This window comes from Bradyrhizobium sp. SZCCHNR1017, from assembly GCF_032381375.1.
Classification (GTDB): domain Bacteria; phylum Pseudomonadota; class Alphaproteobacteria; order Rhizobiales; family Xanthobacteraceae; genus Bradyrhizobium.
Genome location: NZ_JAUHIR010000029.1, coordinates 20,997 through 34,157, shown reverse-complemented (window position 1 = coordinate 34,157; position 13,161 = coordinate 20,997). Strand labels below are relative to the sequence as shown.

Annotated in this window: 13 protein-coding genes and 1 pseudogene; 6 read left to right on the top strand and 8 right to left on the bottom strand. The window is 61.5% G+C overall.

The window, feature by feature from the left end; all coding sequences use genetic code 11:
* The first annotated feature begins 641 nt into the window (after nt 1–641).
* The 4 genes from QW863_RS35330 to QW863_RS35320 all read left to right on the top strand — a co-directional run bounded on the left by QW863_RS35330 (nt 642) and on the right by QW863_RS35320 (nt 2,623).
* Nucleotides 642–1,040, top strand: coding sequence for a hypothetical protein (locus QW863_RS35330; protein WP_315718664.1), 399 nt, complete (start codon nt 642–644; stop codon nt 1,038–1,040).
* Between the two features lie 244 nt (nt 1,041–1,284).
* Nucleotides 1,285–1,806: a hypothetical protein gene (locus tag QW863_RS35325; RefSeq protein ID WP_315718665.1), complete on the top strand. Its 522-nt coding sequence runs from the start codon at nt 1,285–1,287 to the stop codon at nt 1,804–1,806.
* On the top strand, nt 1,806–2,051 hold the full coding sequence (locus tag QW863_RS36115) for a DUF2635 domain-containing protein (RefSeq protein WP_409978007.1): 246 nt from the start codon (nt 1,806–1,808) through the stop codon (nt 2,049–2,051). Before QW863_RS35325 ends, QW863_RS36115 begins: the two co-directional genes overlap by 1 nt.
* A gap of 185 nt (nt 2,052–2,236) precedes the next feature.
* Nucleotides 2,237–2,623, top strand: a complete 387-nt coding sequence (locus QW863_RS35320) for a hypothetical protein (protein WP_315718666.1) — start codon at nt 2,237–2,239, stop codon at nt 2,621–2,623.
* 258 nt (nt 2,624–2,881) lie between these two features.
* Here the strand turns inward: QW863_RS35320 and QW863_RS36110 are convergent, their stop codons facing one another.
* A complete protein-coding gene (locus QW863_RS36110) occupies nt 2,882–3,316 on the bottom strand; it encodes a bleomycin resistance protein (RefSeq protein WP_409978008.1) in 435 nt (144 codons plus the stop codon).
* 404 nt (nt 3,317–3,720) lie between these two features.
* A pseudogene (locus QW863_RS35315) lies at nt 3,721–4,152 on the bottom strand (MarR family transcriptional regulator); the annotation flags it as partial.
* A 107-nt stretch (nt 4,153–4,259) separates the two neighbouring features.
* Between QW863_RS35315 and QW863_RS35310 the strand changes: the two are divergent.
* Both QW863_RS35310 and QW863_RS35305 read left to right on the top strand, forming a co-directional pair.
* A complete protein-coding gene (locus tag QW863_RS35310; RefSeq protein ID WP_315718545.1) occupies nt 4,260–4,514 on the top strand; it encodes an ABC transporter substrate-binding protein in 255 nt (84 codons plus the stop codon).
* Nucleotides 4,515–4,600: 86 nt separating this feature from the next.
* Nucleotides 4,601–4,810: a hypothetical protein gene (locus QW863_RS35305; protein ID WP_315718543.1), complete on the top strand. Its 210-nt coding sequence runs from the start codon at nt 4,601–4,603 to the stop codon at nt 4,808–4,810.
* Nucleotides 4,811–4,921: 111 nt separating this feature from the next.
* On the opposite strand, the gene QW863_RS35300 is transcribed toward QW863_RS35305, so the two are convergent.
* The 6 genes from QW863_RS35300 to QW863_RS35275 all read right to left on the bottom strand — a co-directional run bounded on the left by QW863_RS35300 (nt 4,922) and on the right by QW863_RS35275 (nt 13,146).
* Nucleotides 4,922–5,242: a DUF736 domain-containing protein gene (locus QW863_RS35300; RefSeq protein WP_315718542.1), complete on the bottom strand. Its 321-nt coding sequence runs from the start codon at nt 5,240–5,242 to the stop codon at nt 4,922–4,924.
* A 1,095-nt stretch (nt 5,243–6,337) separates the two neighbouring features.
* Nucleotides 6,338–7,834, bottom strand: a complete 1,497-nt coding sequence (locus QW863_RS35295; protein WP_315718541.1) for a sugar ABC transporter ATP-binding protein — start codon at nt 7,832–7,834, stop codon at nt 6,338–6,340.
* Nucleotides 7,831–8,925, bottom strand: a complete 1,095-nt coding sequence (locus tag QW863_RS35290) for a hypothetical protein (RefSeq protein WP_315718540.1) — start codon at nt 8,923–8,925, stop codon at nt 7,831–7,833. Before QW863_RS35290 ends, QW863_RS35295 begins: the two co-directional genes overlap by 4 nt.
* Nucleotides 8,922–11,039, bottom strand: a complete 2,118-nt coding sequence (locus QW863_RS35285) for an ABC transporter permease (RefSeq protein ID WP_015663991.1) — start codon at nt 11,037–11,039, stop codon at nt 8,922–8,924. Before QW863_RS35285 ends, QW863_RS35290 begins: the two co-directional genes overlap by 4 nt.
* Before the next feature lie 79 nt (nt 11,040–11,118).
* Complete coding sequence (locus tag QW863_RS35280) at nt 11,119–12,132, bottom strand: sugar ABC transporter substrate-binding protein (RefSeq protein ID WP_315718539.1); 1,014 nt, start codon at nt 12,130–12,132, stop codon at nt 11,119–11,121.
* A gap of 42 nt (nt 12,133–12,174) precedes the next feature.
* On the bottom strand, nt 12,175–13,146 hold the full coding sequence (locus tag QW863_RS35275) for an ABC transporter permease (protein WP_315718538.1): 972 nt from the start codon (nt 13,144–13,146) through the stop codon (nt 12,175–12,177).
* Between the last annotated feature and the right edge of the window lie 15 nt (nt 13,147–13,161).

Genomic DNA, 13,161 nt, shown 5'->3' with positions numbered 1-13,161 from the left:
TCAGTCCTGCCCACTAGACAGACTGAATCACCGATATCTCTGCGTCGCAACTGCTGACTTTTTCAACGAAATCGACCCATTGCCGACGTTAGCTGCTTCGGCGGCCGCCTTTCTGCGCAAAGAGTATCAGTAGGGGATATGCCAGCGCGAGAATGAAAATCGCGTCGAACAGGTAGACCGCAAATCCGCGCCCGAACGACGCTCCCGCCCCGAACGTAAACTCTCGCGCGTCAGAGAACAGTATCGGCAGGTTAAGAACGGTCGAAATGAAGTGACCGACCCAGCCACCTCCGCAGGTGAAGCTTTGCTGTCCCTCGCTCAAGCTGCACCCGATGGATTTCAGTATAGGGTAAGCGACAAACTCCAAGGGCGCTACAACGATGGCAACCCCCACGATGCATAAGCAAAGCAGACTCACACCTCGGAAAACTCTGAGCATTATCGACCCCGCATTCACCGAGAGTATCAATATCGATAGCGAGTTGCGACTGTCGTTGATTGGCTCATCGAACGGCTTCGAGGTGCTGGTAAACGGACCCTTGCGACGGATAAGCGTCTGCTTGTGGCCCATCTGAGAAGAGAGACGTGGATGCGCAGGCCAAGGCCGCGCATGACGGAATTATTCAACCGGAATTGAAATCATGCCGTCACCGCTCGCGCGTGCGGTCGCCGCTGCGGCGGTGACGCATGACCGTATCCAGGGCGAGCACTTTACGTTCGCTCCGATGAAATACGACACCGATCGTGACGCGCCGCTGATCTCCGATCCGGCGCGCACCGTGGTCGAGCACGTGCTGTGCCCGTTCGGCGAGTCCGCCGCCCGCGCGGGTGCCGGGGCGTTCGCACAAGCTGGCGTCAAGCCGGAGCGCGCTGGGCATGCGACCGATCGGCCCTATGTCTCGCTCGATCTGTCGCGTCTGGCCTGGCGCCCGCGCACCGGCGACCTCGTGACCCAGGAGGCGACCGGGCGGCGCTTCCGCATTCACGAGGTGCTGCCATCGACGCCGGGCTTTGTCCGGCTCACGCTCAATGGGATCTAACCATGCTGGCACGCGAATTTCTGCGGCTGACGGCGCTGGAAGCGCTGCGCCCCTCGGCGCTGCTGCCGAGCAGCGGTCCCTGGCCGACCATTGCCGGTGCCTATGTCTCGGACTCGCGCATCGATCCGTTCGATGACCTCACCGACGACGAGAAGCGCCCGCTGATCGCCGTGTTCACGGAAAACTCGTCGCTCGCCAGATCGCGCAGGCTGGCCCCGCCTTCTATAAGGGTGAGGTCGATCTCGTGTTCGAGATCTCTGACGTCGCCAACTTCCATCAGGACGGCAAGGTCATCGTCGACTATGCCGACACCGATGCGGCGGTCGAGGCCTCGCTCGGCGTGCTCGAAGATCAGATCTTTCACGCGCTGCATTTCGGGCCGACCGGCGCGCTGTTCCGGCAAATGGTCAAGCTGCCGTTCGAGGAGTGGCACTCCACCATCAAGCATCGCTCGGGCGAGGAAAACAACCGCCTCGCGGCCCGGACGATCCGGGGCCGCATCCGGGTGAAGGAGGCCTGTTACGACCCGGCGCCGGCCTCGCCGCCCGCGGATTTCGACCGGCTCCCGGCCGCGCTCAAGGCGATCGCGACGCAGCTCGGGCCGTCCACCTATCTGCACCGTCTCGCGCTCGGCATGGCGCGCGCCGTGTCGGTCATGCCGACACGCGTCAACCTCGATATGGTCGCCATCAAGGCGGTCCCGCAACCCGGCGCCATCAGCACCGAACCGGTGCAGTCGGCCGCCGACAATCTGCAAGGTGGATAATGGACAATATCTTTCTGAAGCCAGCGCCGCCCGCGGCGGACGGCGTCGTACGCGTGCGCGATCCCCAAACCGGCGCCCCGCTAGCCGCGAGCGGCGAGTGGAAAGCGCGGTCGCAATATTGGACGCGTCGGCTTCGCGACGGTGACGTCATCGAAGTGCAACAGGCCGAGGCGGAGCCCACTGCAGCCACGTCGACGTCCGGAATTGGACCCAAACCGGAAGCTACCGACCCTCACATCGAGTAGACCCGTCATGCTCCCACCCCGATCGAGGACAAATCGACTCATGCGGCAGGCTCGCCGCAAAAACTGGAGGGAGAAGAGAGAGCGCGGCAAAACGCTCAACGTAGGCTAGAAGTTCCACCGTTGATGTGGTACTGAGATAAGCGATTCGTATATAGATACCGTCTTTATGCTTTAAGGATTGCATAGTGACTGACCGGCGTGACGAAATTGAAGCTTTATTGAAGCATGAACGCCTCGAAAAGGTCCAAGGTTACACGAAGCGCGGAAGGCGCTTTCAGCTTTTGCCAGATGCCGAGTTGGTTGATTTCTGGGTACTTGCGATGAACCATTGGGCCGACGGCTCAAACGAGTTCACGTCGCAAGACCTTGATGATTGCCAATCTGAGATGATGTTGAGGCGCATTGAACCGCCATTCGATCGCGTAAGCGAGATATGGGAGCGTGTTGCTCGAAGAGCGGACATTCATTTCAACTTGATTGATAATGATCCAAAAGCTCGCGCCGCTACGGAAGCTTTGTTGGAAGAGCAACTTGGGCAGTTTCGTCAGCAGACCAGGCGCCCGAAGCATTAGTTGTGAGTTGAGAGAAGGCCGATCTGCACACCGAAAGGCTCATTACCGGACCAAGCGGAACGCAAACGGCAGAACTGCTTTTGGCCCATCTTGGACCTAACGGTAGCCCTCGCAGGCCGTCTGTTTTCGGGCTACAATCGGAAGTGGGCCGTAGGACCGCCCCAAGGCCGGCTTTGACCCGAAGCCAGCATCGTCTGTGGGCTCTCGGCACGGTTCCTGCAATGATCGCGCAGTACGCGAGAGACGTTGTCACACCGATCACCTTCTGCCTAGATCTTCTGCGAAACGGAGGAGGTAACCATCAGGGTCTTGCACCAGAAATTGCCTGTTGCCCCGCTCTTCGCCCGTAATCTCGTACCAAGCATCGTGACAGTCTCTGAAAAATGGCCAATTCGCTCCCCTCAGGGCTTCGACGAGGGGAGCGACCGAGTTGACAAACATTTGGAAGTTAATCCCGCGTCCCAACGGACGCTCAAGATTCCCAGTCTCCCAATTGCCGTTTCGCTGTTGTAGCATGAGCTGAGAGCCCTGCAACTCTATGTACATGAAGCGGTTCGCCGGTCGCTGATATGCGATTTGAAAACCGAGTATTCTGCACCAGAACGCCTCGCTCCGCTGCAAATCAAACACGTCCAACTCGGGGACCAGCCGGGCGAACCCTCCGGCAGGCAATCTGTTCTTCGATGTTTCCATTCCCCCGCGAGGCTCCTCGATGCAGCGCTTATCGCTCGCATGTTCTTAGCATTCGCGAGCCGCATTGACGATCGCTTCCTTGGCGGCGTCGGTTCAGCAGCGAGATCCGGTACGCAAAGACACGAACGCGACGTCGGACAATTTGCTCATCTGGCGCTCGATCGCTCTGAAGATCGTCGCACGAGGCTCCGCCAAGGGGAAGACGATTTCGCCAACTGATCAATCCATTCCTCGGCTAACACCAGCGTGCAGGAGCTCGTTGAGAGCGGCGAGTCAGCCGAACGATTACTAGCAGCTCAACTCAGAGATTCCCCGCCTTTAGCGAGGTTTATCGATTATGTTCTCTGCATCTGTCTCCGACATGCTCGGCTGAAGGATAGTGCAGCGGTTCGATCTTTGTTGCCTCAGGTCTGTTCGTCTTCGGATTGATTGTCGCCCTCATCGAGCTTTTTCATGTTTTCAAGGATCTTCAGCAGATCATGCAGACCGTGCACCGTGTCGTTGACGGAAATATCCGCCAGCACGTGATCGTAGTAGGTATGGATCTTCGGTAGCGCGAGCGTCTGCCAGACATGGCGACCAGTATCCGTCCATGACGAGCCTTGATCTCGGTCGCGCTCGTCCTGAGCGATCGTCACGTGTCCGCCGCGCCATACGGCCGACGAGTCCCGCGAGATTCTCGCCGGCTGACCCTGAGGTACTCGACAAGGTCGCCGCCGCTCATTCCGCTCCGTGCCTTCGGGCGGGGACAGCGCGCCCAGCACCGCCCATTGCTGGGTCGTCAGCCCCTCCTCCTGCACGGCCCGGGCCCCCGTTTTATGCAACATATTGGCCGCGTCATCACTGGCGAACAACAGAATGGCGCCGGGCAGATCATCCGGCTGGCCGATGCGACCCAGCGGGATCGAGCGTGTGAAGGCCTCGACCAGCTTCGAAGGCGGAGATCATCGGCCTCGCCAATGCCGGCACCGATACGATCAACGCGATCAAGACGGCCGGCGAGTTCGGCATCGTCGCCGGCGGACAGAAGCTGGTCGGCCTGGTGCTCTTCATCAGCGACATCCATGCGCTCGGCCTGAAGGCGGCGAAAGGGCTCATGCTGACCACCGCCTATTACAGGGACCTGAACGACAAGACTCGAGTTTTCGCTGAGCGGTTCGCCAGGCGCAGCAACGGCAAAGTGCGCCCGATGAGTTAGGCCGGCACCTATTCCACCACGCTGGCTATCTGCGGGCCGTCGAGAAGGTCGGCAGCGCCAAGGACGGCGCAGCTGTGATCGCGGCAATGCGCGACGCTGGCGCCTTTGATGATCCGCTGTTTAGCAAGACGATCGTGCGCGTCGACGGACGGGTCGCGCACGACATGTATCTGGTCGAGGTCAAGGAGCCGGGGCAATCGAAAAAGCCGTTCGATTACTACAAGGTGGTTGCCACGGTCCCGGCCGATCGCGCATTTCGCCCTCTGGCCGACGGCAACTGCTCGCTGGCGCAATGACGCCTCGCCTGCTCCCAAAGGTCAGGCCGGCGAGGAACAGTCCGCGCAGTCGGAGCGGCCGGCCGACTGCGATGCGCTCCGCCCGGCAGATCCGGACGGAGCGCGATCGGCTCACTCGGCGGTCTTGCGCGGCCGCGACCAGAGGAGCGTGTAGCCCTCGCCGCCCTCGTCCTCGAACAGGTTGGCGTAGATCGGGGCGTTGAAGGAAGGATCGTCGAGCTTGAGCGAGAGATAGTCGCGTCCCTCCTCGGAGTGACGTGCCCAGGCGGCGCCGATCTCGACCCGCCCGGCATAGACGCGGTGGCTGGGCGCGTTCTCGCTGGAGCGGTTGGCTTCGGGGACGATGCGTACACCCTTGGCCTTGAGGCTCAGGGTGATGATCTCGCCCTGGAAATCGTCGCCGACCTTCTTGAAGGAACCGATGGAAGCCATGTTGTCTCTCCTTGGCTGGTTCGGGCCGCGACCACCGCGGCCTCGATGGCGCATATCGGACGAACGGCGAGCGACGGCGCACCCGAAGGGCTGAAGCGGCAGCGGAGGACGGCGTCGGCCAACTTTCTTGTCCCGCGAGGAATGGACGTTCCGTCCAGGGGAAGAAAGTTGGCCGGCGGCGTTGCGCTCAGGCGATCGAGGCCCAGCCGGCCTTCGGCCAGATCAAGCCATCACGAGGCAAGGTGCGTCACTGCCTGATCAGTTCACGGGAGAGACATGGTGCACTGAGGCTGCACAAGAGATCGGGATGATCAGGCGAAAGATCAGAAGCCACCGAGAAGAAAAGCGTGTGCCGATGTGTGCCCTGGCTGCCAAACGTCCGTCATGCCCGGCGAAAGGCCTGGGACAGTCGAGATCCGAAAGGGGGTCCAGCCGGTTCGAGCAGAGTCCCGACTATCTTTCCGATGGAGCTCGACGCCTTGTCGTTCAACGCTAGCGATCCGCATCAAGCTCCTCGAGAACGAGGGCAGCGAGAGCTCTACGCTCCTGTGATCCCGACCACGCTGAACGCGGGGGCCGCTCGGGGTCACGTCTTGCAGCGAGACTGGCGGGGACAGTTCGTAGGCGAAAGACCGATGGAAGGCGGCAGCACGAACCAGGGATGTTCCGACCACGCCGCGCCCGCACAACGTCGTAAAGGCCGGCAGGCACGACCAGTCCAAGAGGCCGTGACGAGAACCAATTGCTGCCGATTGCAGGTATCGTCGCGCGGTCAGCGCGTCAGACGACCACGACCGCTCCCGCGCCACCACGTGCAACGCGATTCAAGCAGACATGCATCTCGATGACGAGTGCAGAGAGTCGCCTGGGATATCGACGCGGGCCGCTTTAGCAAGGCAAAGGACCTGCAGAGTTGACGGCGCTCACGCGTCGCCTTGGCCAGGAGTCCACACGGAATGCCAAGCCCGAGCGCCTCGTCGGCGAGGTTGCCCTGGATCCCCGAGCCGGGAGAGAACCGTGACGCCGATCGGGAGTGTCTCGAGTAAGGCGTCGGTGCGCTTGAAGGGATCTGATCGATTGGAGGCCGCGCGCAGTTCAGTGGATGGCGGCATACATGATCTTCTCTTCGGTCGCTTCGATCGCCGAGAATTCTTCGACGACCTTGCCTTGCCTTGATACCAGGATCCGATCGGATAGCGCTATAATTTCCGGCAGATAGGAGGATATCACGACCACAGCTCTGCCTTCATCGGCGAGCCTGTTGATCAACTCGTGAATTTCGACGATGGCCCCGACGTCGACCCCGCGCGTCGGCTCATCGAAGATGATCAGCTCCGGATCCTGAATCAACGATTTAGCGATGACAACCTTCTGCTGATTGCCGCCGGAAAGCTCGACAACCTTGACCTCGTCGCCGATGGCGCGAACCTTGAGACGTTCGATCCAGGTCTTGCCGACCCCATTTCTTTCACGACGCGACAACCAGGCTCGCCCTTCCGGAAACTTGGCAAGCAGACCCAAATAGATGTTGCGCGCGATCGAGGCCGTCTCGAAAAAGCCCTCCACTTTGCGGTCTTCGGTGATGTAGGCGATTCCGGCTTTCACGGCCGGCGCGGGCACGCGATATCGCACAGACTTGTCGTTGAGCAGAATTTCTCCACCGTGAAAGAAATCACGCTTCAGAATACCCGAGACGATCTTAAAAGTCTCGGTTCGGCCCGAGCCGACCAGTCCGAACACGCCCGTGATCTGGCCCGCGAACACCGACAATGAGTTGTTCCTGACCATCGGCGCCATTTTGAGATTCTGTATTGTCAACACGCGCCTGCCGGCCGGGCGCACTTTGTCCTTCCGCACACCATAGAGCGTATTTGAGAGGTTTCGTCCGACCATGGCCTGAACGATGCGCGCTCGATCGAATCCCGAGGCGTCGTCGGTGACGACGTGCTTGCCGTCCCGCAGGACAGTAATGCGATCGGCCAACAGCAAGGCTTCTTCGAGCGCGTGCGAGATGAAGACGATCGAAACACCGCGCCTCTTCAAATCCCGCACCAAATCGAAGAAATACTTCTTCTCCTCTGGCGTAAGCGTCGCCGTGGGTTCGTCAAAGATGATGACTTTCGCCTTGTGCAGCACGGCGCGAGCGATTTCGACCATCTGCTTCTTGGCCGCGCCCAGGCCGCCGACGGTCGCCGTCGGCGCGACGTCGAAATTGAGAGATTGGAGGAACTGCTGAGCCGCGATGTAGATGCCGCGCAGCCGATTGTAGAATCGCTCCTGACCGAGAAACAGGTTTTGCGCCACGGTCATCGTCGGCACCAGACTGTTTTCCTGAAACACCATTGCGATGCCAAGATGCCGCGCCTCCAGCGGCGTTCTGGGAGACACCGCGACGCCATCGACCGTCATTGCACCTGACGTCAAGGCCACGACACCGGCCATGACCTTGGTCAAGGTCGACTTGCCTGCGCCGTTTTCGCCGACCAACGCGTGGATCTCGCCCCGCCGCAGCTCGAAATCGACGCCCTCGATCGCTGGCACGCCGGCATACAGCTTGGTTGCCTTCGACAGGGACAGGATGATCTCGCTCATGGAAGGACCTCCTGGCCAAGGGTTGCAAGGGGCAGCCTGAGCACCCTGCCCGGCCCCTTTGCGATCATGACGAGGTCGCCGCCGTATTCGACGGCAGCGACGATGCCGTGATTGACGCCATCAGCGCGGCTATGAAGCGAATAAACCGGCAGTCCGTCGGCACCGAGCCGGATGACGAGTCCGTACGACCGTGGCGGAGCCCACGGCTTCATGACACCCATGGTCTTGATGTGCGCTCCCTGCAGCGGTTCCTTGAAGGACTGGCCGGACCTGAGCCGTGGTGCCACCCAATAGTCAGGCTCGATCTCAGCAATCATGCGACGCCGGTAGGCCGGTTCGCGCAGCACGAACTCGACCAATTGCGTGCGGGCGATAAAGGCCGTCAGCCAGAAGCCGCCGCCATGCGCCGGTGCAAGCCGGGAGGGATAGACCGGCAGGTGACCGAGCACGACCGTGCGCGTGCCGCCGGGTGCGATCGAGACCAGACGGTGCCGCCAGCTTTCACTGACCAGCACGTCGTTGCCGTTTGCGACGGCACCGAAGGCGTAGCGAAGCCCGCCCGCAAGCTGCTGCATCGTCTGCGTCCGCGGATCGAGCCTGAAGACACGGCCGGTATCACCGAGCTCCATCAGGTCGCGCGCCCAATCGCCGACCTCATACGATGACGAACCATCGGTTGCGATCAGGGTGCCGTCGCCTGCGGGCGCAAGCGCGTTGACGGCGCGCAACTCACCGGTAAATGTCGAGACCGGGGTCTTGGCGGTGATGTCGTCATAGAAATGAACCTCAGTGCCGCCAATCGCAACGGCGAGACCGCCGGACGGAAGCATCGCCAACGCGGAGATCGGCCGCGCGAATCTGCGGATCTCCGTAGGCGACGATCCGGCCCAACGCAGGAGTCGCGCGCCGTCGGCGATGAGAAGGGAGCGGCCGTCGGACGCAATATCCTCCGGTGCTTCACATTCGAGGAGCGTTTCGGCTGCCTCCAGCACTTGATTGGCCTTCAGCGCCCCGTCGAACGACGGAACGGTGATGGTCGCATCGCCGCGGCCGAGCAAGCGGTTTGCGAATTCACGGATGGCGGCGATCACGAATGCCTCCTCCAGCGTGTATCGTAGTGGACGAAGTCTGGATCGGCGTTCTCCAGCTTGAAGCGCCCGATCCTGTTGTTGGCGATACCGCCGAGATAGAGATAACCGCGGTGTTCCCGCATCGAGGTAATCATCGGATGATTGACGCCCTTGAGGTCCCAGAGGGATTCCAGGATCTGGCCCTGCTCGTTGAACTTGACGACGCACCCGGTGTTGATGTTCGGAAATAGCCATTCGTCGATCGGCACCCGCTTGGCCATGCGCCGCCGGAAGCCCGGCATCTGCCACGCCAAGTCGAGCGAAGGGCTGCGCATGCCGACCAGCGCCAGCCAATAGTTGCCATCCGACGCCAGATTGATGTTGTCGGGATAGCCCGGCAGATTGTCCATGACGGTCTCGACCGCGCCTTTCTTCGGACCAGCGAACCAGTATCGCTTGATCGAGCAGCCGAAGGTCTCCGCGAACAAGATCGACTGACCGTCGCTGGCAACAGCGACGCCGTTCGGAAACTTAAGTCCGCGCAGCACGGTGTGGGTCGTTCCACTCTTCGTGTCGTAGCAGATGATGCGACCGTTGCCGCGCGCCTCCAGCCCGTCGACCGGCCACTCGTCCATCTCGTAGCGAACGGTCGCCTCGGAGAAGAAGATCAGTCCGTCATCGGTGATGTCGAGGTCGTCGGCGAGCCGCAGACGGCTGTCGTCATTCACCGAATACAGGCTGCGGTTGGTCTCGTCGGTGGCCTTCTCCACGGTCCCGTCGGGCGTGATGCGGTAGAGACCCATGCCGCCGATGCAGACATACAGATTGTCCTGGCGGTCGAACGCCATTCCGAGCGGCTGGCCGCCGATATGGGCGAACACCTCCATCCGCTCGTAGTCCGGCGGAAAGAACCGGATGATGTCACCGTGACGGGAGCCGGCATAGAGCACGTCGTTGCGGTCGAGAATGACATCCTCCGGCGCCTCGATCCGTCCGAGCCCGATGAGAGACACATCGCGAAGCTTGTCGTTCTGCTCGAACGGCCCGCCCTTGCCGATCTCGGTCGGGGGTGGCGGCGGCAGCGCATGATAGGTCGGGGCAACGTAGACCTTGCTGATGATCCGGTTGCGGTTCTTCTGCCAGCGTATATCGACCATGGCGGCCGCCAGGAGGATCGTCGCGAGCGCCATGCGGTTGACGCCGCCACGCGCGTTCATCGCGGTCAAGCCGTTGGTCATCAGGAGGACGATGAGCACACCGACCAGCGACTTGACGACCGAACCCTTGCCACCGCCCAGTGTGATCCCGCCGAGGACGGTTGCAGTCAGGACGATCACCTCGAGGCCGACGCCGATGTCGCCGCCCACGGTTCCGAGGCGGGCGGCAAAGAACAACGCACCGATGCTGGTCAGAACGCCGCTCGCGACGTAGCAGAGCGCGATGGTCCGCCGCACCGGAATGCCGGAATTGTAGGCCGAGCGGCGCGATCCGCCGATCGCCGTGATGTGCCAGCCGGGCCGCAGCCGCGTCAGAAAGACATGGCCGACGATGGCGACGATGACATAGAGCAGCGCGACGCTCGGGATTCCCAGAACATCCCCGCCGCCAATGAAATCCCACGAGGGGATATCTGGAAGCGATGACGCGATGGCGTTCGAATAGCGTTGGATCAGCAGATCGAACGCCGAGCGATAGATGATCAGCGTGATCAGCGTGGCGATGAAGGCGCGAAGTCTCAGATATCCGATCAAGACCCCGTTCACGGCGCCAAGCAGCCCGCCGACGACCATGGTCGCGACGACCACCGCCGGAACGGGCCAATTGAGAACGTCCAGGAGATAGAGCGCGCAGAAATCCGTCAGGGCAAACATCGACCCGACCGACAGGTCGATGCCGCCGACGATGACCACAAGCCCCATTCCGAGACCGATGAAACCGATCTCTCCGGCCTGGCGCGCAGTGTCGGCGAGACTCGCGGGGGACAGAAAGTGCTCCAGGACCCGGCTCAATGCGAAGCCGACGATCAGGAGCAGAAGCACAGGAACGGCGGTTTCGGTCCACCTCTTGGACAAGATCTCGCCGAGGAGATGGTCGGGCCAGTAGCGATATCGCAGCCGAGTCAATGTCTCGCGCATCTGCCTTCCATGGGTACTGCCTATGCAATCGTCTTGATGCGCGTCCCGGCCGAGCCGGAACGCGCGCCGCGGAGCGTCGTCACTTCTTGAGATCGGAGAGGTTCCAGCACGACGTCTGGGAGTCTGCGTTCTCCTTGGTGATCGGAATGAGCGTGCTGTATTCGAAGCCCTTGACCGAGCCCGCCTTCACCCCCGAGGACAGCAGCCACTTGATCGTTCCGGCCATCTGCGCCGCCTGCGTCGGCACGTCGTAGCTCATGTTCAGATCGAACGAGCCGTTCTTCACGAGCTCGCAGGCGCCCTTGCGCTCTCCACCGCCCGATGTTGCCAGGAAGACCTTGCCGGTGAGCCCGGCCTCCTTGATCGCGGCGGCAGTGCCGATATCCATGCCATCCCAGAAGCCCACGATGCCGCACAGGTCGGGATTCTGCTTCAGGACGGTCTGCGTGATGGCCTTGGCTTTCGCCGCATCCCAATCGGCCGCCTGGCTCGACACCACCTTGATTTCAGGATGCTTGGCGAGAACGTTCTCGACGCCCTTGAGTGTGTAGGCACTGGCGGCCGCGGACAGCGCCCCCTGAATGATCGCGATCTTGTTCGACTTGCCCTGGCAGGCCTTCACCACCCCTTCGGTCTGTCGTTCGCCGATCTCGATCCAGTTCGCGCCGACGAACGCGGAGCTGCGATAGGCTGATCCCATGTTGATCTGGATGACGTAGATCCCTTCGTTTTCGGCGCGCTGCAACAGCTTGGCATAGGTCTGGACGTCGGGATTGTGGATCACCATGACCGCCGGCTTCTCAGAGATCAGCGAGGTGACAGCCTGCGCCCCCGCGTTGGTGTTCCAGTTGGGATCGCGAATCTCGAACTTGACGCCGTAGGGTTCGAGCTCCTTCTTCAGGCCCGCGTACCAGCCCTCCGTCAGATCGAAATTCATGGCGACCGGCACGTAGGCGACCGTCTTGCCGGCAAGCGCCTCGCGAAAGGTCTTCTGAAAGGGCTCGTCAAGCCCCTGCTGCGCGAGCGCCGGCGCCGCAGCCGCCGCGAGCGTCACCGCCACAAGACTTCCAAGTGCTAGGCTATGCATGCGCATCGTCGTTTTCTCCCGTTTGATGTTTTCATTTTTCGGACTGAGCTAGATGTCGCCTTGCTGGGCTGTTTCTTCATTTCGCGGATTCAAGATCGTATCCGTGATCACCGCGATCAGCAGGACGACACCCTTGATCAGGTTCTGTCCGGCATAGGGAATATCCAGAATCGTCATGCCGTTCAGCATGGTCCCGATCAGCAGCGTGCCGATGATGACGTTCACGACGCCACCGCGGCCGCCGGACAATCCGATGCCCCCGAGCACGACGACGAGGATCACGTCATAGATCATGGTCGAGTTGAAGATCCGGGTGGGCATCGAGTTGACGGATGCCGCCATCACGAGACCGGCAAAGCAGCCGATCACCGCCGCAAGCACATATTGCAGCACGACAATCGGGCGCGAGGGAATGCCGGTCACCCGTGCGGCGAACGGATTGTCACCAACCGCATAGATAAAGGCCCCCCAACGGGTCTGACGCAGCAGAACGAACACAGCGATTGCGGCGATCGCAAACATCACGATCGACGTCGGAATGCCAAGGATGCTGCCCTGCCCGAGCCGCTCGAATCCCGCCATGCCGTCGCTCCATTGGACGACGTCGAGCTGGAACAGCGCCGCTTGCCCAAGTCCTGCAACAAACAGCCCAGTCGCGAGCGTTGCAAACAGCGGCGGCACCTCCGCATAGGCGATCAGCCAGCCATTGACGAGACCGATGGCGACGGCCAGGAGGCCGGCGGCGAGCAAGGAGGCCGGCAACGAATGACCGTTCTGCACCAACTGCAGGACGAGCCCGCCGGGGACCGCGAGGGCAGCGATGAGCGACAGATCGATGCCGCGCCCGATGACGACAACGGCCATCGCCAGGCCGAGAATGCCGAGAACTGCGACGTTCTGCAGCAGGGTCAGCATGTTGTCGGCGGTCAGGAAGCCTTTGAGGAAGATCGAGAAGGCCAGGAACAGCGCCGCGAAGACGGCGAACACGATCTCCTGTTGACCAAGCCGAAAGTGCTTCATCGTTTGCTCTCACCA

Excerpts from the sequence above, each read along its gene's own strand:
- QW863_RS36115 (WP_409978007.1), top strand. The coding sequence starts at position 1,806 with ATGGACAATATCTTTCTGAAGCCAGCGCCGCCCGCGGCGGACGGCGTC.
- QW863_RS35295 (WP_315718541.1), bottom strand. The coding sequence starts at position 7,834 with ATGAGCGAGATCATCCTGTCCCTGTCGAAGGCAACCAAGCTGTATGCC.
- QW863_RS35300 (WP_315718542.1), bottom strand. The coding sequence starts at position 5,242 with ATGGCTTCCATCGGTTCCTTCAAGAAGGTCGGCGACGATTTCCAGGGC.
- QW863_RS36110 (WP_409978008.1), bottom strand. The coding sequence starts at position 3,316 with ATGGAAACATCGAAGAACAGATTGCCTGCCGGAGGGTTCGCCCGGCTG.
- QW863_RS35275 (WP_315718538.1), bottom strand. The coding sequence starts at position 13,146 with ATGAAGCACTTTCGGCTTGGTCAACAGGAGATCGTGTTCGCCGTCTTC.
- QW863_RS35330 (WP_315718664.1), top strand. The coding sequence starts at position 642 with ATGCCGTCACCGCTCGCGCGTGCGGTCGCCGCTGCGGCGGTGACGCAT.
- QW863_RS35280 (WP_315718539.1), bottom strand. The coding sequence starts at position 12,132 with ATGCGCATGCATAGCCTAGCACTTGGAAGTCTTGTGGCGGTGACGCTC.
- QW863_RS35285 (WP_015663991.1), bottom strand. The coding sequence starts at position 11,039 with ATGCGCGAGACATTGACTCGGCTGCGATATCGCTACTGGCCCGACCAT.
- QW863_RS35305 (WP_315718543.1), top strand. The coding sequence starts at position 4,601 with ATGCGCGACGCTGGCGCCTTTGATGATCCGCTGTTTAGCAAGACGATC.